14 protein-coding genes and 1 pseudogene are annotated in these 18107 nt (G+C 53.6%); 8 read left to right on the top strand and 7 right to left on the bottom strand.

Annotation, left to right across the window (positions count from 1 at the left end; all coding sequences use genetic code 11):
- Positions 1–94: 94 nt before the first annotated feature.
- Entirely contained in the window at positions 95–2950 is a 2856-nt protein-coding gene (locus QUD59_RS10760) for a valine--tRNA ligase (RefSeq protein WP_286236986.1), read from the top strand.
- 129 nt (positions 2951–3079) lie between these two features.
- On the opposite strand, the gene QUD59_RS10755 is transcribed toward QUD59_RS10760, so the two are convergent.
- A complete protein-coding gene (locus tag QUD59_RS10755; protein ID WP_286236985.1) occupies positions 3080–4027 on the bottom strand; it encodes a DMT family transporter in 948 nt (315 codons plus the stop codon).
- A 182-nt stretch (positions 4028–4209) separates the two neighbouring features.
- Between QUD59_RS10755 and QUD59_RS10750 the strand changes: the two genes are divergently transcribed.
- Positions 4210–4923: an AraC family transcriptional regulator gene (locus QUD59_RS10750; protein ID WP_286236984.1), complete on the top strand. Its 714-nt coding sequence runs from the start codon at positions 4210–4212 to the stop codon at positions 4921–4923.
- A 132-nt stretch (positions 4924–5055) separates the two neighbouring features.
- Here the strand turns inward: QUD59_RS10750 and QUD59_RS10745 are convergent, their stop codons facing one another.
- Positions 5056–5991: a GlxA family transcriptional regulator gene (locus QUD59_RS10745; RefSeq protein ID WP_286236982.1), complete on the bottom strand. Its 936-nt coding sequence runs from the start codon at positions 5989–5991 to the stop codon at positions 5056–5058.
- Between the two features lie 102 nt (positions 5992–6093).
- Here QUD59_RS10745 and QUD59_RS10740 point away from each other — a divergent pair, with 102 nt between their 5' ends.
- The 4 genes from QUD59_RS10740 to QUD59_RS10725 all read left to right on the top strand — a co-directional run bounded on the left by QUD59_RS10740 (position 6094) and on the right by QUD59_RS10725 (position 9510).
- Positions 6094–6648 carry a cysteine hydrolase family protein gene (locus QUD59_RS10740; protein ID WP_286236980.1) on the top strand — a complete coding sequence of 185 codons (555 nt, stop codon included), beginning with the start codon at positions 6094–6096 and terminating at the stop codon, positions 6646–6648.
- Positions 6649–6832: 184 nt separating this feature from the next.
- On the top strand, positions 6833–7684 hold the full coding sequence (locus QUD59_RS10735) for a hypothetical protein (RefSeq protein ID WP_286236978.1): 852 nt from the start codon (positions 6833–6835) through the stop codon (positions 7682–7684).
- Positions 7685–7780: 96 nt separating this feature from the next.
- Positions 7781–8671 (top strand): dienelactone hydrolase family protein, encoded by an 891-nt coding sequence (locus QUD59_RS10730; RefSeq protein WP_286236977.1) that lies wholly within the window; start codon positions 7781–7783, stop codon positions 8669–8671.
- An 86-nt stretch (positions 8672–8757) separates the two neighbouring features.
- A complete protein-coding gene (locus QUD59_RS10725; protein WP_286236976.1) occupies positions 8758–9510 on the top strand; it encodes a substrate-binding periplasmic protein in 753 nt (250 codons plus the stop codon).
- Positions 9511–9516: 6 nt separating this feature from the next.
- Here QUD59_RS10725 and QUD59_RS10720 read toward each other — a convergent pair whose 3' ends face one another.
- Positions 9517–9942: a hypothetical protein gene (locus tag QUD59_RS10720; protein WP_286236974.1), complete on the bottom strand. Its 426-nt coding sequence runs from the start codon at positions 9940–9942 to the stop codon at positions 9517–9519.
- Positions 9943–10749: 807 nt separating this feature from the next.
- Here QUD59_RS10720 and QUD59_RS10715 point away from each other — a divergent pair.
- Positions 10750–11373 (top strand): LysE family translocator, encoded by a 624-nt coding sequence (locus QUD59_RS10715; RefSeq protein WP_286236973.1) that lies wholly within the window; start codon positions 10750–10752, stop codon positions 11371–11373.
- A 214-nt stretch (positions 11374–11587) separates the two neighbouring features.
- On the opposite strand, the pseudogene QUD59_RS19250 reads toward QUD59_RS10715, so the two are convergent.
- A pseudogene (locus QUD59_RS19250) lies at positions 11588–11869 on the bottom strand (DUF6515 family protein); the annotation flags it as partial.
- 219 nt (positions 11870–12088) lie between these two features.
- On the opposite strand from QUD59_RS19250, the gene QUD59_RS10710 reads away from it, so the two are divergent.
- Positions 12089–12586: an aminoacyl-tRNA deacylase gene (locus QUD59_RS10710; RefSeq protein ID WP_286236970.1), complete on the top strand. Its 498-nt coding sequence runs from the start codon at positions 12089–12091 to the stop codon at positions 12584–12586.
- Between the two features lie 121 nt (positions 12587–12707).
- Here QUD59_RS10710 and QUD59_RS10705 read toward each other — a convergent pair whose 3' ends face one another.
- From QUD59_RS10705 to QUD59_RS10695, 3 genes are all read right to left on the bottom strand, one after another.
- On the bottom strand, positions 12708–14471 hold the full coding sequence (locus QUD59_RS10705; protein WP_286236969.1) for a S8 family serine peptidase: 1764 nt from the start codon (positions 14469–14471) through the stop codon (positions 12708–12710).
- Positions 14472–14704: 233 nt separating this feature from the next.
- A complete protein-coding gene (locus QUD59_RS10700) occupies positions 14705–15256 on the bottom strand; it encodes a DUF2726 domain-containing protein (RefSeq protein ID WP_286236968.1) in 552 nt (183 codons plus the stop codon).
- A gap of 165 nt (positions 15257–15421) precedes the next feature.
- Positions 15422–18010 (bottom strand): putative bifunctional diguanylate cyclase/phosphodiesterase, encoded by a 2589-nt coding sequence (locus QUD59_RS10695; RefSeq protein WP_286236967.1) that lies wholly within the window; start codon positions 18008–18010, stop codon positions 15422–15424.
- Positions 18011–18107 lie beyond the last annotated feature (97 nt).

Below are 18107 nucleotides of genomic sequence, written 5' to 3'. Positions count from 1 at the left end.
AGCCGAAAAGCTGTATAATTCCCGGTTTATCCGCGTTGCCCCAATAGCCCGGGCAGCCAGTATTTTTGACAAGAATTCGGTGACAGAGAGCGCAATGGAAACCACTTACCAGCCGCATGAGATTGAGAAGTCCTGGTACAAAACCTGGGAAGAAAACAACTACTTCGCCCCGAATGGCGAAGGTGACTCATACTGCATCATGATTCCGCCGCCGAACGTCACCGGCAGCCTGCACATGGGCCATGCGTTCCAGCACACCATCATGGACGCCCTGACCCGTTACAAACGCATGCAGGGTAAAAACACCCTGTGGCAGGTCGGCACCGACCACGCCGGTATCGCCACCCAGATGGTGGTTGAGCGCAAACTGGCTGCAGAACAACAGCAATCCCGCCACGATCTGGGCCGCGATGCGTTCATCGAAAAGATCTGGGAGTGGAAAGAGGAATCCGGCGGCACGATTACCCGCCAGATGCGCCGTCTGGGCAACTCCGTAGACTGGGCCAACGAACGCTTCACCATGGACTCAGGCTTTTACAAAGCGGTACAGGAAGTCTTTATCCGCCTGTACGATGATGGTCTGGTCTATCGTGGTAAGCGTCTGGTCAACTGGGACCCGAAACTGCACACCGCCATCTCTGACCTCGAAGTAGAGAACAAAGAGGTTAAGGGCAAAATGTGGTACCTGCGCTATCCGCTGGCAGACGGCCAGACTACCGCAGCAGGTGATGACCACATCGTTGTCGGTACCACCCGTCCGGAAACCATGCTGGGTGACACCGGTGTGGCAGTCAACCCGGAAGATGAGCGCTACAAAGACCTGATTGGTAAGTTTATCGAGCTGCCGCTGGTAGGTCGTCGTATCCCGATCGTTGGCGACGAGCACGCCGACATGGAGAAAGGCACCGGCTGTGTAAAAATCACCCCGGCGCACGACTTCAACGATAACGAAGTAGGCAAGCGTTGCAACCTGCCAATGATCAACGTCCTGACCCTGAACGCCGATATCCGTGATGAAGCACAGACCTTCAACACCGATGGCAGTGTCAACAACGAGATCAGCGGTTTTATCCCGGAAAAATACCGTGGCATGGAACGTTTTGCCGCGCGTAAAGCGATCGTTGCCGATATGGAAGAAGCCGGTCTGCTGGTTAAGATCGAAGAGAACGATATGACCGTGCCTTACGGTGACCGTGGCGGCGTGGTCATCGAGCCAATGCTGACCGATCAGTGGTTTGCCGATGCCAAAACGCTGGCAAAACCGGCGATTGAAGCGGTCGAAAACGGCGACATCAAATTTGTTCCTCAGCAGTACGAAAACATGTACTTCGCCTGGATGCGCGATATCCAGGACTGGTGTATCTCCCGTCAGTTGTGGTGGGGTCACCGCATCCCGGCCTTCTACGATAACGAAGGCAATGTTTACGTTGCAGCCGATAAAGACACCGCCCGCAGCAAGTACGGTCTGGACCCTGAACTGGAACTGCGTCAGGACGACGACGTACTCGACACCTGGTTCAGCTCCGCCCTGTGGACCTTTGGTACTCTGGGCTGGCCGGAAAACACTGAGCGTCTGAAAACCTTCCACCCGACCGATGTACTGGTGACCGGTTTCGACATCATCTTCTTCTGGGTCGCGCGCATGATCATGATGACCATGCACTTCTGCAAAGATGAAAACGACAAACCGCAGGTACCGTTCCACACCGTTTACGTGACCGGTCTGATCCGTGATGAAAACGGTGACAAGATGTCCAAATCCAAGGGTAACGTACTCGACCCGCTGGATATGATCGACGGCATCGCGCTGGAAGATTTGCTGGAGAAACGTACCGGTAACATGATGCAGCCGCAACTGGCTGAAAAGATCGGTAAACGGACCCAGAAAGAGTTCCCTGAAGGGATCTCCGCCCACGGTACCGACGCCCTGCGTTTCACTCTGGCAGCGCTGGCATCCACCGGTCGCGACATCAACTGGGACATGAAGCGTCTGGAAGGTTACCGTAACTTCTGTAACAAAATCTGGAACGCTGCACGTTACGTGCTGATGAATACCGAAGGCGAAGACTGCGGCCAGAACGGAAGCGAGGTCGAACTGTCTCTGGCAGACCGCTGGATCGCCAGCAAACTGCAGCGCGTAGAAACCGAAGTCACCAGACACTTCGACGAATACCGTTTCGATATGGCGTCCAAAACACTCTATGACTTCATCTGGAACGATTACTGTGCATGGTACCTTGAGCTGTCCAAGCCGGTACTCTGGGACGACAACGCCTCCGCTGAAGCCAAGCGCGGCACCCGTCGCACACTGGTTCGCGTGCTGGAAGTGATCCTGCGTCTGGCCCACCCGATTATGCCGTACATCACCGAAGAGATCTGGCAGCAGGTGAAAGGGCTGGCCGGTGTTGAAGGCGACACCATCATGACTCAGGCTTACCCGATCGCCAACAACGACAAGCTGGATGCCGAAGCCGAAGCCGATATCGTCTGGCTGCAGGGTGTGATCACCGGCGTGCGTAACATCCGCGGCGAGATGGGTATCTCCCCGGCGAAGGAACTGGACGTACTGTTCCAGAACGGCAACGTACAGGACCAGCAGCGTCTGGAAGCGAACCGCAACTTCCTCTCCAAACTGGCCTCCCTGAGCAGCATCACCTGGCTCAATGCCGGCGATGAAGCACCGATGTCGGCAACTCAGCTGGTTGGCGATATGGAAGTACTGGTACCGATGGCCGGCCTGATCGATAAAGACGCCGAACTGAGCCGTCTGCAGAAAGAGCTGGATAAACTGCAGAAAGAGATCGGCCGCGTTGAAGGTAAGCTGGGCAACGAGAAATTCGTATCCAACGCACCGGAAGCCGTTATCGCTAAAGAGCGTGAGAAGCTGGCAGGTTCCAAAGCTGCATTTGATAAACTGAAAGAGCAGTATGGGAAAATCGAAGCGCTGTAAGCGCTTTGATTTCCAGCGACTAGGTCGTTTCACTCGCTAGCACGCGACTCCGTCGCTGCGAGTGACCAGAAAGGGACAGTAAAAAGCCCGGACTGTGTGCCGGGCTTTTTTTTGTAAAACGAGCAGTCATCATTCCTCACAGGCAGGGTTTCTGATCCTCCCCCGCCCTTTGCACACGGAAACCAGCCAGCCGTGACAGCTCACCAGCAGCACTCCCGCCATTATCAGACAGGCGCCAAGAATAAAGTTGGCATCAATCTGCTCGCCCAGCCACCAGCTCCCCATCAGCACGCCGAATACCGGAGTCATAAAGGAGAGGATACCCAGTTGCGAGGCTTTATAGCGGGTCAGCAGCCAAAACCAGAGCAGAAACGCGAGAAAGGCGACACCAATACCGTGGAAGGCCAGACTGGCCATTACCTCAGGGGTCGGATTGATCCGCGCCTGCCCACTCCACAGGGACCATACGCCGAGCACCACAAAAGCAACTAACAGCTGATAGAGCAGCGTCTGTTTAGCGGGTAGTGCGGCTAATCCGGTGGCCCGCACAACCACGGTTGTCGCCCCCCAGGAAGCGCCGGCCAGCAGGGCCAGAAAGTCACCCCAGAGTACAGCGCTGTTCAGTTCAGCACCCGGCTCTCCGCCGAGAAACGCCAGCGCCATTCCGCCAAAAGCCAGTGTAATACCAAGCCATTGCAAACGCGCCATACGCTCGTTCGGGATCTTAATGTGCAGGCCAATCGCGGCGAAGATGGGTGAGGTGTAAAGGAAAACCGTTGCGTGGGAAGCACTGGTAAAACGCAACGCTTCCCCCAGAAACAAAAACTCCAGCGTAAACAGAATACCGATCCACAACGCCGGCATACGGTTTTCCGGCGCCAGACGCACCTCTGAGCGCTTACTGCGGATCAGCAGTAACAGCAGGGTAGCTGCGATACCGTAGCGCAGGGCGATCTGGAACACCGGAGCGATATCCTCAACCACCGCTTTCAGCACCACCTGCTGGGAGGCCATAACCAGACAGAACAGCAGCATACAGCCGAAGGCAAACAGATCGAGTGATTGACGGGTTCCCATACCGGCTCCTCAGCTAGAATCAGAAAGCCAGACATTATCTTTTGTCTGAATCAATACATATAGCTACAATCAGACAATCGATAGCACAGATCCGTCAGCCAGAGATGAGTCGCCAACCTTTTATTCACACCCCTTTGTCCATGACGCACCTCCCGGAACCGGTTTTTTATCTGGAACGGACCATGCCTGAGGATACAATCTACCCACCCCATGGGCACCACTGGGGGGAGTTTGTCTATTCCTTCAGCGGCGTACTGGAACTTCAGGCTGAAGGCGCTGAATTCAGGGTGCCGCCTAACTTCGGCCTCTGGCTACCGCCTGAAACCGAACATAAAGGGGTTAACCGTTATGCCTCTTTCCATTGTTCGCTGTATATCGATGCTGAACTGGCTCGCACAAAGGGGATGCCTGCCAGTACCTGCGCCCTGACAATCAACACAATGTTACGGGCGATGCTCAATCATCTGCGGCTGAGCCCGCCCCGCCCCCCCTACTCAGCAGAAGAAAGCCGGCTACTGGAGGTGATGCTCGATCAGTTGATCACAGCCCCCAGCGCCGGCAGTTATCTGCCTGACTCTGCCGATCCGCAACTCGCCAATCTGCTGGCTTTTCTGGAACAGAATCCCGGTAATAACCAGCCCTTAAAACAACTGGCCGAACAGTTCGGCAGCACAGAACGCACTCTGGCGCGAAAAGCCCAGCGCGACCTCGGCATGCCCCTGAGTGAATGGCGCCAGCGCCTGAAAGTGATTCGTGCCATGCAGCAGTTGCAGGCGGGCGCTACAGTAGAAACGATCGCGCTGGATCTGGGATACAGCACCGCATCGGCGTTTATCGCCATGTTCCGCCGCCTGCTGGATATGACCCCGGATGAATACCGCAGGAAGGTAGGTTAGAGGGATTGATGCAATACGCAGGGAGATTGGTGCAATACGCGGAGCTATTGCACCCTACCGGCTGCCTTCAAACCACAAGCCCTTTCCAGCAGCGAAGCGCTCTGGCAACCTACAGCCACAGGCACTTCACCCCTATCGAACAAAGCGTTTCTTAAACTCCCGCGGGGTCTGGCCGGTAATTTTATGGAAGGTTTTGCGGAACGCACTGAGGTCTTCATAGCCCACTTCGCTGGCTATTTTCTCCATGGAGCCGCTGCCGCTTTCGATCAGTTCGCAGGCTTTGCGGATGCGTAGCTGCTGCAGATACTGGGTCGGTTTCAGCCCGGTGGCTTTAACAAAACGGCGCAGGAAAGTTCGCTCAGTCAGATGAGTCAGTTCCGCCAGATGGCGGATTACCACGGTTTGCTGGAACTCCCGCTGCAACTGGTGCTGGGCTTTGAGAATCGCCTGATCGCCATGGTCCAGTTTCGGGGTAAAGCTCTGGTAATAGCTCTGCTCCCGCGGGCCGGTATCAACAATCAGATAACGTCCCAGCTTGCGCATAATCTGGCTGTTACTGAACTGCGCCACCAGCTCCAGTCCGAGATCAACCCAGCTCATCAGGCCTCCGGCCGTGATGATATCGCCATCGTTGATCAGCAGTTTATTGGTATCCAGTTCAATTTGAGGAAATGCCGACACAAAACGATCACTCAGCGCCCAGTGCGTTGTCACTTTCCGTCCATCCAGCAGGCCCGCACAGGCGAGGACAAAAGCACCGGCGCAGACCGAACAGATAATGGCTCCCTGCCGGTGCTGCGCCTGCAACCACCCCAACAGGGCCGGGTCCGGGTTTGCATAATAGCTGTCATCAAGACAGGGCGGCAGGATCACTACATTCAGCCCGTTGAGCCCATCCTCACACCAGCCCGGAATACTCTGGCTGTCGCAGATCTGGGTGCTGAAAACTGCTTCCATACCTTGCTGCTGACAGATGTGGTTGGCCAGATAAAACTGTTCTGACAGCCCCTGAACCGCCGAAAGCAATGAGCCCGGATAGTGAACAATACCGATCTTTAGCCTGCTCATTGTCAGTTACACCCTCTTTTATGCCATTTCCGCCCTTAGTGTAATCGGCCAGACTGGAAAATAATAGTCAGCAGAGTTCATCACTAAACAGGAGTCATACAGATGAGTAAAACAGCCCTGCTGCTGATCGACCTGCAAAACGATTATTTTGAAGGCGGAAAATGGGTTCTGCGTAACACCGATAAAGCGGCTGCCAATGCAGCAAAACTGCTGGCAAAATTCCGTGATCAGGCCAGGACCGTGATTCATGTCCGGCATGAAGCGGCCTCAGCCGATGCCCCTTTTTTTGCGCCGGGCTCTGAAGGTGCCCATATCCACAGCTCCGTAGCGCCTCTGGAAAGCGAGACAGTGATCCTGAAAAATCAGATCAACTCTTTCCGAGATACTAACCTCAGACAGGTACTGGATGAGCTGGAAATTACGGATCTGGTGGTGGTCGGTGCGATGAGCCATATCTGTATCGATGCCGTGGTACGCGCCGCTGCCGATATGGGTTACACGGTTTCCGTTGCCGAGGATGCCTGCACCACGCTGGATCAGGAGTTTAACGGCCGCAAAGTGGCTGCGGAAGATGTGCATGCCTGTTTTATGGCTGCGCTGCAGTTCGGCTATGCCGAAGTCACCCAGACCGATACCCTGCTGGCCAGTCTGGACTGATCAGGCTCCCGGATTCCCCCCGACCCGAGGGCTCTCCTGAAATCGGGTCAGGGGGACGACTTCGCGGTACATTTAGGGCCGGCATTTGTCTATCATAGGGTCTTTCCACTTACTCTGGCCTTTTCCGGATGCAGACTCCCTGATGATATGCCGGCTATTTTTAACACTCCTTCTCAGTACGGCGATGGCAACAGCAGCGATCGCTGATGAGATCTCCGAAAAACCAACCCTGCGTTGGCTGGTCTGGGAACTGAGTCCGGAATTCATCCCCCAGGGCCCGCTCAAAGGGCAGGGCTATGCCGATAAGTTTCTGGCGTTTTTCATAGAGCGTATGCCCGAATATAAACATGAAATTGTCTGGACCAACGTCAATCGCTGGAATGTGGAATCACAACGCCCGAATCACTGCACGCCTCATGTCTGGGGAGATTTCTTTAAAGACACCAGCCTGCTCTCCCGACCCTACACATTCACGGCGCCCCATGTACTGATAGCACATCAGCGGATGCAGCCACGTCTGGGGGTGCCGGGCTCTGTACTCTCCCTGCAAACGCTGTTACAAGATCCGCAGCTACGCTTACTGACCGTGCCAGTCTATATCGGGAAAAATGAAAAGCACTCGCGTTATCCGGTGCTTCATACCTACCTTAAACCCTACATCGGCAAACCTAATCTGGTGCAGTACGAAGGTTCACGCAATGAAATTAACCTGCAACTGCTGAAACGGGGCCGGGCCGACTATACCCTCGGCTACCCCAACACCATCACTTCACAGAAACGTATTCAGAACCTGCCTGATGAATTTATCAGTTACCGCCTGCAGGAACATAACCTCTATAAACAGATCTACGTTTCCTGCCGGAATACCGACTTCGGCCAGAAAGTGATCGCCAGGATCAATACCATGCTGACCGAATCCACTTTACTGACCTTTCTTAAGTATCAGGAAGAATGGAACGCCGCTGATGAGTTTTTCCGTCAGGTTACAATCAACCATCTGATTCGTGGTATCCCTCAGCCCAATGTAGTCCCTTGAAAAGCGCCGCTGCCATGTTGTGTTTATTCTGAGCTGAACTAGTCTGAATCCTGCTGCTGACGTATCAGTAGTCATATCAAAGCAGGAGTGCGAGCCATGCCGAATCAACCACAACACCCGATCCCCCAGGAAGCCTTTGACTGGTACGACGAATACGCCCACGGCGACATAACCCGTCGGGAGTTTCTCGCCCGCCTCGCAACCCTGACAGCGGTCGGCGTGAGCATGAGCGCCCTGACCGCCGCCCTGACGCCTGACTATGCACTGGCCGAACAGGTTTCATTTAATGACCCGGAGATCAGCGCCGAGTACCTAACCTTCCCTTCGCCTGAAGGTCATGGTGAAGGGCGCGGCTATCTGGTGATCCCCAAAGGGCTGCAAGGCACCGCTCCGGTCGTTCTGGTGGTGCATGAAAACCGTGGCCTCAATCCCTATATCGAAGATGTGGCCCGGCGCGCGGCTAAGGCGGGCTTTATTGCCTTCGCTCCCGATGCCCTTTACCCTCTGGGCGGCTACCCCGGCAACGATGACAAAGGCCGGGCGATGCAGAAATCTATGGATCGCAGCAAGATAGAGCAGGACTTCATCGCTGCGGCTCAGTTCCTGAAAAATCACACGATGAGCAGCGGTAAGCTGGGCGTTGTCGGGTTCTGTTTTGGCGGTTATATCACCAATATGCTCAGTGCGGCTGTGCCGGATCTGGTTAATGCCGGTGTGCCTTTTTACGGTACCCCCCCAGCCAGGGAGATCCGTGCCCATATTAAAGCCCCGTTGCTGATCCACCTCGCCGAGCTGGATAAACGTGTAAACGCCACCTGGCCGGAGTATGAAGCGGATCTGCGGGCCAACGGCCAGAAATTCACCATGCATATGTATCCGGGGGTCAATCACGGCTTCCATAACGACTCAACCGGCCGCTACAACGAAGCTGCCGCTGAGCTGGCATGGAGCAGAACGCTGGAGTTTTTCCAGACCCAACTGAGTTGAGTTTTAAATGCCCCGAAGTTATTTCTATACTGTAAAAGAAATCCACCGGAGCAAGGGAATGTTCCCCGTTATTTAGGGCATACATTTTGATCAACACTATCCGGGCTAAATTACTCCTGCTGCTTCTGCCACTGTGTATCGCCACCACGCCCCGGGCTGAGACGCTGATCGTGGGAGTGGATGCCTGGCCCCCTTTCCGGTTTGTCACCGAAACCTCTGTGTCAGGCATTGACCATGAGCTATGGACTCTGCTCAGCCAACGTATGGGGTTCAAAGTCGAGTATCTGCGCTGCCCCTGGAAGCGCTGCCTGAAAATGATGGAATCCGGCAAGATAGACGCGATGAGCGGCCTTGCCTGGCGAGCCGAGCGGGCGGAATATATTACCTACACCGCACCGCACTACTATAGCTGCAGCACCCGGCTTTATGTCCTGAAAGGCATGTCACGGCGGATTACCAGACACCGCGACCTGCATGGTATGAACATAGGCATGGTAGGCGGTTCGGCCTATTATCCGGACTTTGATCAGGATTCGATGATCAACAAAAAATCAGCCAAGCAGGAAGCAGTACTGCCTAACCTGTTGCTTGAAGGGCGCATCGACAGCTTTATTGGCACTGACTGTCAGGCCGACTACGAACTCAGTAGCCGCGGGCTGAACAACCAGATCGACAAAGCCCTGTTTAAGCCCGGCAACCAGGTCGACCTGTTTGTCGGCCTGTCCTCCAATTCGGGCTGGGTCAACCGGAAAACCGATTTTGATAAGGCACTCAAACAGTTGCGCGAAGAAGATTTTGAGGGCAATGCGCTGAAACTGCTCAGTAACTTTTCTGACTAAAGCCGCTCAGTAGCGTCGCTGTAGCGGTTTACTGATACCCGGGGTGCCGTACCGGTCATCATCGCGGTCATAAAGCTGATAATGCTCATTCGCCAGTACATCCCAGACACTGTGCACTGCAAACACCGGTGGCAGGCGATAGACGCCCTTCGCCAGAGGCTCTATCGGGTAGAGCTCATCCGGCGGGTTAAGCATCAGGTTTTGCAGCTCCGCCGCGCTCCAGCTATACGCTCCTCCCGTCAGACCATACCCTCTGGCAATGATCGCCTCTGCAAACGAGGGCTCCACCAGACTCAGCGGGTAGCAATCGGTACTCTGCTCAAGACACAGCAGACCACGTTGGGTATCCAGCAGATAGAATTGCTGATCAATCTGTTGCCGAAAGCGATTATCACAGGCAGCCAGACTCAACCCGAGTAACAACACATACACACTTGACCACCTGCCCATCATCGTCCCCCCTTACACGCTCGGTTGTCGGTTAGACCTGTAGCGATCCGCATAATTCCTCATCACGAAAAGTTGTCCCCATATTCTGTGGGCAACTCTGTATATTGATTCTGGGTAGCTAAGGCAGCGCCCGTCACTGCTGACGTTGCAGCAACTGGCTGCTTTTTGCTCTGGTTCACACAGGATAGCTATCAGGTCACGAAACAGCAGGTTTCTGATTCAGCTCCTGAGTCAGTTCAGTAAACTGACAGCTCAGAGAATCAGAACTTCTCGCCCCCTGCACGAGCTCCGTCTGCTGATCCATGGTACTTGAAACCCGCCCTCTGCAACCCGCTGGAGCTCCTGCCTGTGGATTCTGATCGTTCTCCCCAGTTTCTGTGCATAAGCCTGTGCATTTATTATTAACATCTCCCCTGAGCCCGATAAACAAAGGGTTTCAGAAATGCGCTCAATTTTTAACCTTGTCCACCGGATAACTGTTCACAGGCATAAATCAACCCCTTTCGCGGAAAAAGTGGATAATTATTTTTTTGTCTGTTTTTTATACCAATTTGATCTTTTTTTGCTCACTATACGGAAAAAACTTACCCCCGCATTCTGTGGATAAGATTGTAGATTGATTATGGGTATCCGCCACAAACCCCGTATTTACTGGCCATGCAGAGACTGGTTGTTTTTTATCCCCAATCTGATAACTGCCCACAACGAAACATTTTATTTGCCAAAGCACAACGCTCTGTAGTAATTCTGTTTGCCCTTTTTCAGAATGAGTCGAGCCGAGTATCTGCCATGTCGTTAACCCTGCTCTCGCTGTTTATCCCCACCTTTTTTATCGTCTCAATTACGCCGGGCATGTGCATGACCCTGGCTCTGAGTCTGGGTATCTCCATCGGGGTTAAACGCAGTCTGCATATGATGTGGGGTGAACTGATCGGCGTGGGTCTGGTGGCTTCGGCAGCCGCACTGGGGGTTGCCACCCTGATGTTGCAGTACCCGGAAGCTTTTGTGATTCTAAAACTCGCAGGCGGGGCTTATCTGTGCTGGCTGGGATATGAGATGTTTCGCTCCCGGGGCAAACTGGTGATAACGGAGCCCGGTGAAACCGAAACCGAAGTCTCTGCACTGCAGTTAGCAATGAACGGTTTTATGACGGCTGTCGCCAACCCCAAAGGCTGGGCATTTTTTGTCACACTACTGCCCCCGTTTATTGATCAGAGCCTGCCTATGGCACCGCAACTGGCGATGCTGGTCGCCATGATTCTGCTGCTGGAATTTATCTGCCTGATTATTTATGCCAGTGGCGGCAAGTTACTGCGGCATCTTTTGATGGAGCGAAACAACGTACGTCTGATGAATAGGATCGCCGGTAGTCTGATGATCGGTGTCGGTCTCTGGCTCGCCCTGGGTAAGTAATCGGTGTCAGAGTCGTCTTCCCTACCCGAATGCGGCTGACACCATTGTTCCACTCATGGCCCTGTTCTGACTGCAGATACACCGGACCTCTTTCCTTGCCGACCCAGCCATGCTGCAACACCTTTCTGCGCACCCGGTTGTCATGCTCCGGTTTCAGGTTCACGACCTGATAAGCACGCAGCCGTGGCAACCAGCGGTAGAAAACGCCACCATGGCGATAGTAGTCCTCACCCTGAATGACCACCCGCGTACTGCCGGAGGGTAGAGCCGGAATCCGACTGCCTGCGGGGAAACGAACCGCCACATAACGATCCCCGGAGTGGCGATAGTAAAAACCATTCACCAGCCAGAAGTGAATACCATTCAGTTTAACGGCGATCGCACTCTGAGGCAGGTGGCGGTAACTCTGTCGCCGGGAATCATCGACCCCCGAGGGTGAGGCGTGTAACTGATAACTGCAGAGCAATAACAATCCGGCCAGCAGCACCACGATCATTCTCTCCATTACCCGATCTCCCGCTGTTTCTTAATCTGATTGCCTGCATCAGTATGACGCAGGAAAGATGAAGCGAAGTTGAACAGAAGCAGCTCTGTCCGGGTTGATCGTTCGGGCTATCCAGACAGAACGGTTCTCGCCCCGGGTTGCGATGTTTTCAAGTTAAGCCTGGCAGGCACGGCTAAACTTAGAGTATGAATGCATTCGGAGGGCTCGGCTATGTCAGTACCTGCAACCTTAAACAGCTATCTACAAAATAAATCCTGTGCCTACGATACGCTCAGTCATACCTTTTCTTCCACAGCCAGCGAAGCCGCGCTGCTCTCTGCGGTGCCGATGAAACAGATGGTCAAAGCTGTAGTGGTACACGATCACAACCACTATATGCTGGCCGCAGTGCCGGCGATGAATAAAGTGATGCTGCCTCAGCTTGAGCAGATAACCGGCTGCCGTACGGTGCTGGCGAAGGAATCCGAAATTAAGCGTATCTTTGGCGATTGTGAAACCGGTGCCGTTCCTGCGCTGGGACAGGCCTATGGGCTGGATGTAATCTGGGATGACGCGTTGAATGAAGATGAGGATCTCTACATTGAAGCCGGCGATCACCGCAGCCTTATCCACCTGAAACGGGAGCAGTTTCAGGCGCTGATGAAAAATCATCGCCACGGACAGATAAGCTGCGCACCTGAAGAACTGTATGATCTGACCCACTACTGATTCATCCGCAAGGATCCGTCAGTGATGATGGTATGGCACCAATAAACGACACCAAAAAGCCCCGTAAAAACGGGGCTTTCTGATATCTTCTTCCGGCTGTCAGGCCAGCGTATTCAAGCGACTAACTGCCACATTTCTTCCAGCCGCCTTTACAACCACCCGGATCACCGCCGCCAGAGTCACCTCCGCTGCTCACGGCAATTTCACCACTGACTACCCAGGCAGAAACGCCTGCGCTGTTCTGGGAGCGAATCCGATACTGGTAGGTACCGTCGAGGCCGGTATCCTGATAACTGGTAGCGTCCGCCGCTACGCTGATTCCGGAACCAAAGCCAGACCATTTTTTACGGTTTTTCTTGCGTCGTTCGATGTAAAAACTGGTTTCATTGTCGCTGTTATCCAGCCACGTCAGATCGATTACACCGGCCCCGGCTGTTCCGCTGAAGCTTCCGGGGGCATCCGGCACAGTCTCTTCAACCGGCGGTGGCGGAGGCGTTCCCCCGTCCAGAGCCGCTAAAGCAGCTCCGGCATCGAGCAAACCGCTACCGCAGTTGGTGCAGGTTCCGGGGAAGCTACGGGCCGTTCCGGTCAGCAGTGTTTCCACCTCCGCCGGTGTCAGATTAGGGTCTTTCACATAAAGCAGGCCAGCCGCCGCAGCTACATGCGGGGTCGCCATGCTGGTTCCCTGAGAATAGGCGTAGATATGATTACCGGGATCAGTCGTCCCGTCATTCAGGGTAGAAAGCACGCCGTTCGCACCGGAAGTATTCATCTCACCACCCGGCGCAGCCAGATCTACCACATCACCGTAATTGGAATAATACGCCCGGGAACCACTGCGTCCGGTGGCTGCTACGGTAATCACATTGTCACAGTTAGCAGGACGGAATCCCCCGGCGTCAGTACCGGAGTTGCCTGCAGCTACTACGACGGTGGTTCCTGCTGCGACCGCAGTATCGATCGCCTGCTGGTAAGTAGAACCACACGCACCGCTTCCGCCGAGACTCATATTGATGACTTTCGCCGGATTGGGATTTGGCCAGCCATTTAACCCCTGCGCAGCCCAGATGATGCCATCGGCTATATCCGACACATAACCACCGCACTGCCCCAGCACCCTGACCGGCACTACGTTCAGGTGATTGTAGCCAACCCCGGCCACGCCCTGCTGGTTATGAGTAGCCGCATTGATGGTGCCAGCAACATGGGTACCATGCCAACTGCTGTCGTTAGCACGTGAGCCACCACCACAATAGTTAACCGCATTCCAGTCACCCGGATCAGAAGGGTCGCTGTCCCGGCCATCGCCATCGTTGGAGATATAAGTATCAGCGATCATATCGGCACCACCGCTGTAGTTACCCGTCAGATCAGGATGGGGCAGGATACCGGTATCCAGCACCGCGACATTCACCACCGGGTCTGTGCTGTCGAGCTGCAACCAGGCGGACTTCGCGTTCATCCCCGCCGTCGCCTCATAGTAGTGCCATTGCAGATTGTAGATCGGTGTACCCGAGGTGGTGGTTCCCTCTTCGGGTGGCACGGTCAGCGCCTCAATCGGATGCATCAACTGGTCAGCTTCGGCATTTTTGACACCCGACACAGCCTGCAGTGCCCGGGCATAACCCCGAACCCGGCTCAGGCTTTCCATGTCTGGCAATTTATAAACCTGTGCGCCCAGCGCGGTTTCGCGGACAAACACCAGTTCTTTATTGATCTGCCGGGAAAGCCCATTGGCTTTTAACACACCGGATTGCCCCGGGGTGTCAAACTGCACAATAAGCTGATCGGTAATATCCGGCCGCGCAGCAGCACTGGCGTGGCCTGCAGTAAAGGCGAGGGTGAAGCCCGTCAGGAGCAGGGATAAAAACGGAGGATAACGCATACTTCTTTACCTGTGGATGAACGGTTTCAGTACGAAACGTGATCAGTAAACGCCTCAGTTTCCATACTGATCAAGCCATTCCGGCCAGCCACCCTGCTGGCAAAGCGTTATCAGAAAATCACGGTGACCCGATTTAAGTTTAGTAACCAGGAATAATATAGCTATCGACCGTTTTTCAGATAGCATGATGAATAAGTGAGCAGGATTGATACACCCTGAATTGCAGCTCAGGGCTAACAGGCCGTCGCCGTGTTCAGAGATCCGGCCACCTGCAGTGCACTGCGGCCATTTCGCGGGTAATCCACCGGTTCGATCGTCCGCTCAAAGCGCTCAATCAGTTCAACCAGGTTATAACCATTCTGAGGTGCGACCCTAAGCAGAGGGAGATTCGCCGCATGACAGAGCTCCTCCAACTGAAGGTCCTGTTTCTTGAATCGTTTTTTATCGAATTCGTGGTCATCCAGCTCTACCGCACAAACCGGCGCACCACTTCGAATATCACTGACAACATAATCAAACTGCAGATTACGCAGCGGCTTTAAAGCACGACGACGCGCCCGTTCAGTGAGTTCCGGTGAGGCCTGAAGCACCTGATTCATTGGCACTTTACAGTGGATCAGGTAGTGGTCGCCCACGGCCTTTTCCAGTACAGAGCTGAACATTTTCTCTTTATGGGAGAGGCTGGTATCAAGCGTATTCCGGTCTTTTGTCCTGACCAGTAAGAACAGCGCGATAGCGCAAAACAGCAACCCTGCTAACAGATAAATCCATGAAAATTCAATCACGCTACAACCTCTGTCACGACGAAGGCGGCAATAGTACCGGGAGTAAGGGGCGAAAGCATCTCAATTTTTACCTTCGGCGTGAATTATCCAAACAGGTTAATCGGCTTAATTTACCAGCCTGTGACAACGGCCCGACAGGGCCGGGAAGATCTGCTCAACAAGTCATCAGGCGGGCGTTTTTATCTGAGTTTCAATCACTTCCTGCAACGACAGAATAGGCTTACCAATGTGATAACCCTGCGCGAACGTAATACCGGAATCGGCCACCAGTTGCATCACTTCCGCCGACTCGACAAACTCTGCCACGGTCTCAACCTCCAGCTCCTGAGACAGTTGGGAGATGCTTCTGACAAACGCCATATCGCGGTTGTCATTCGCCATATTGGCAATGAATTCACCCTCAATTTTGACGTAATCGATTGGCAGGTGCTTGAGGTAATGGAACGAGGAAAAGCCAGAGCCAAAGTCATCAATCGCCAGTTTGAAGCCCTGATTTTTAAGATTCAGAACAAAGCTTTCCAGTACGGCAATATTCTTCACCGTATCCCGCTCGGTGATCTCGAACACCACCGTATTCGGATCAATCGCATAGCGCTCGGCAAGATGGCTGATGGTCGGGATGAAATCACTGATCACAATCGAGCGAGGGGAGAGGTTAATAAACACCTTACCCCCATAACCGGAGTCGCGAACCTGAGAGAACGCTTTCTCCATCACGATATAATCCAGTTGATGCACTTTACCGATAGATTCAGCGATCTCGATAAATTCATTAGCACTCATCAACTGATCGCCCGGCAGCTTGATGCGGCTCAGCACCTCTACCGCATGCAGATCGCCACTGCGGGAACAGACGATGGGCTGAAACGCCGGAATCAGATCCCGGTTTTCAATTGCCTGAGTCACCAGCAGCGTCTTATCTGACATCTCCTTAAAGATATCCACCAGCTCGTTTTCTTCTGGCAGCGCAATCTGATCCTTACCCAGCTTCTTCGCCCGGTACATCAGGTTATCAACAAACATGAACAGGTCTTTTTTATTTTTCGCATGATCCGGGTAGATACCCATCCCCAGCGAACCTGTCAGTTTCAGATCGGTATTGGCATCGTAAACCAGACGGTGGCTACGGATCGTCTGCATTACTCGCTCCGCCACTTTAGATGCTTCAGCGGCGTCACTTTCCGGCAGTACAATCACGAACTCATCGCCGCCGTAGCGGGAGATGATCGCATCTTTGCCCAGTGCAGCCTGCAGGCTGATCGAGAAATCAGCGAGGAGTTTGTCGCCCCAGCTATGACCGTAACCATCATTGATCGATTTGAAGTTATCCAGATCCAGCAACAACAGAGCCGCCTTATAGTCATGCCGATCAGCACGGTCCAGCTCGTAATCCAGCAGTTCCCAGAACATACGCTGGTTGTAGAGGTTAGTCAGCGGATCGCGGGTCGCATAATATTCCAGATCTTTGGTGTATTTGTAGATCGCCCGGACCGATCCCACCACATTCAGCAGGGTAGAGAGGATACTCTCCAGCACCAGCAGTTTGGTTGAATCCTGTATCGTATCGGAGTGCACTCCGATACCAACAATGCCCCCGATCTTCGGTGTTTCTACCAGCAGGGATTTGGTCTGAAGCTCTACCGCTTCCTGATCCAGATCCAGTTCTTCGGCCTGCTCATTCACCGTGTTATGGCGCAGATTGATACCCCCCATGGCAAATTGAGGGCTGTCCTGTTCGAGACGACTCATAATCGCCGCTTCCATCAACTCACGGGTACGCCGGCTGGGTGGCTGCAACCAGAACACTTCCAGATCAAACACCTCATTTTCCACTTTGAAAATCGAAAACATGGTGTAGACATTCATCACCTTATTGATGTCCACCATCAGATAGCAGACATACTCCCGCCAATCCTTCACCACTTCGGAGGTGATCACAAACTTCTCAAGCAGCCGGATCTCGAATTCGAGCAACTCCTTATCAACAGCGATATCTTTCAGCTTGCTCGCAAGCGAACTCACCTGGCTGAAGATCACCTGCAGCTCTTTAAAGGTGATCGACTCCCGGTCCTGATTAATACGCGCCAGATCGGAGACCGATTCAATCGACTCGATACTTTCCGCCAGCTCATTAATGGAACGGTTCACCCCTGAAGAGATATGCCGGGTCGCCAGAAATGCCAGTAAAATCGGTAAAGGCGAAACCAGAATCAGCGTCAGTATCAGCTCCTTCTGGGCGTTAAAGAAGGAACGATCCAGTTTCTGTGTCACCTCAATCACACCGAGGGTATCCCCCTCTTCAACATTGGTATGACAATGGGTGCATACATCTTTTGCAGTGAGGGCATAATAGTAACTCACCTGCCCCTCGCTACTGATCAGACGCGACTCGCCCGTGCTCAGTACCTCCTGATGGATTTGCCCCAACCCGGGTGATTCCATCACACCAAATTTCTGATCGACTTTATCCCCCCGGTAGAGACTGACATGCATGTCGCTCTGCTGGTTATCCTGCTCCATCTGGTAGATAAAGTGCTCCAGTTGCTGCCGACTCCAGCCCTGGCTCATCACCAGATACATAGAATTGAACGTCTGTTTCGCCACCCGCTCAGCCACTTCCACCGCCGTGCGCTCTACGCTTTTATTAAAGGCATAGTTGGTGACCCAGAACAGGACCAGAAACCCCAGTAAAGAGTAGATAAATGTACGTTGTAGCAAAAAACTACGAATAGACGCAGCGGACTGTTTGCTCACTTGGCGACCACACCCAGAAATTTGTAGGATCGCTAAACATACGCATCCCCTGCTTAACTAGCAAACAGACCGATTGACCTGTATCAACTAATTGAAA

The organism is Neptuniibacter halophilus (genome assembly GCF_030295765.1).
Lineage (GTDB): Bacteria > Pseudomonadota > Gammaproteobacteria > Pseudomonadales > Balneatricaceae > Neptuniibacter > Neptuniibacter halophilus.
The sequence above is the reverse complement of the archived record's forward strand: the minus strand, read 5'-3'. Positions and strand labels throughout refer to the sequence as shown.

Coding starts and splice junctions, on each gene's coding strand:
- QUD59_RS10760 (WP_286236986.1), top strand. CDS start 95: ATGGAAACCACTTACCAGCCGCATGAGATTGAGAAGTCCTGGTACAAA.
- QUD59_RS10755 (WP_286236985.1), bottom strand. CDS start 4,027: ATGGGAACCCGTCAATCACTCGATCTGTTTGCCTTCGGCTGTATGCTG.
- QUD59_RS10750 (WP_286236984.1), top strand. CDS start 4,210: ATGCCTGAGGATACAATCTACCCACCCCATGGGCACCACTGGGGGGAG.
- QUD59_RS10745 (WP_286236982.1), bottom strand. CDS start 5,991: ATGAGCAGGCTAAAGATCGGTATTGTTCACTATCCGGGCTCATTGCTT.
- QUD59_RS10740 (WP_286236980.1), top strand. CDS start 6,094: ATGAGTAAAACAGCCCTGCTGCTGATCGACCTGCAAAACGATTATTTT.
- QUD59_RS10735 (WP_286236978.1), top strand. CDS start 6,833: ATGGCAACAGCAGCGATCGCTGATGAGATCTCCGAAAAACCAACCCTG.
- QUD59_RS10730 (WP_286236977.1), top strand. CDS start 7,781: ATGCCGAATCAACCACAACACCCGATCCCCCAGGAAGCCTTTGACTGG.
- QUD59_RS10715 (WP_286236973.1), top strand. CDS start 10,750: ATGTCGTTAACCCTGCTCTCGCTGTTTATCCCCACCTTTTTTATCGTC.
- QUD59_RS10710 (WP_286236970.1), top strand. CDS start 12,089: ATGTCAGTACCTGCAACCTTAAACAGCTATCTACAAAATAAATCCTGT.
- QUD59_RS10705 (WP_286236969.1), bottom strand. CDS start 14,471: ATGCGTTATCCTCCGTTTTTATCCCTGCTCCTGACGGGCTTCACCCTC.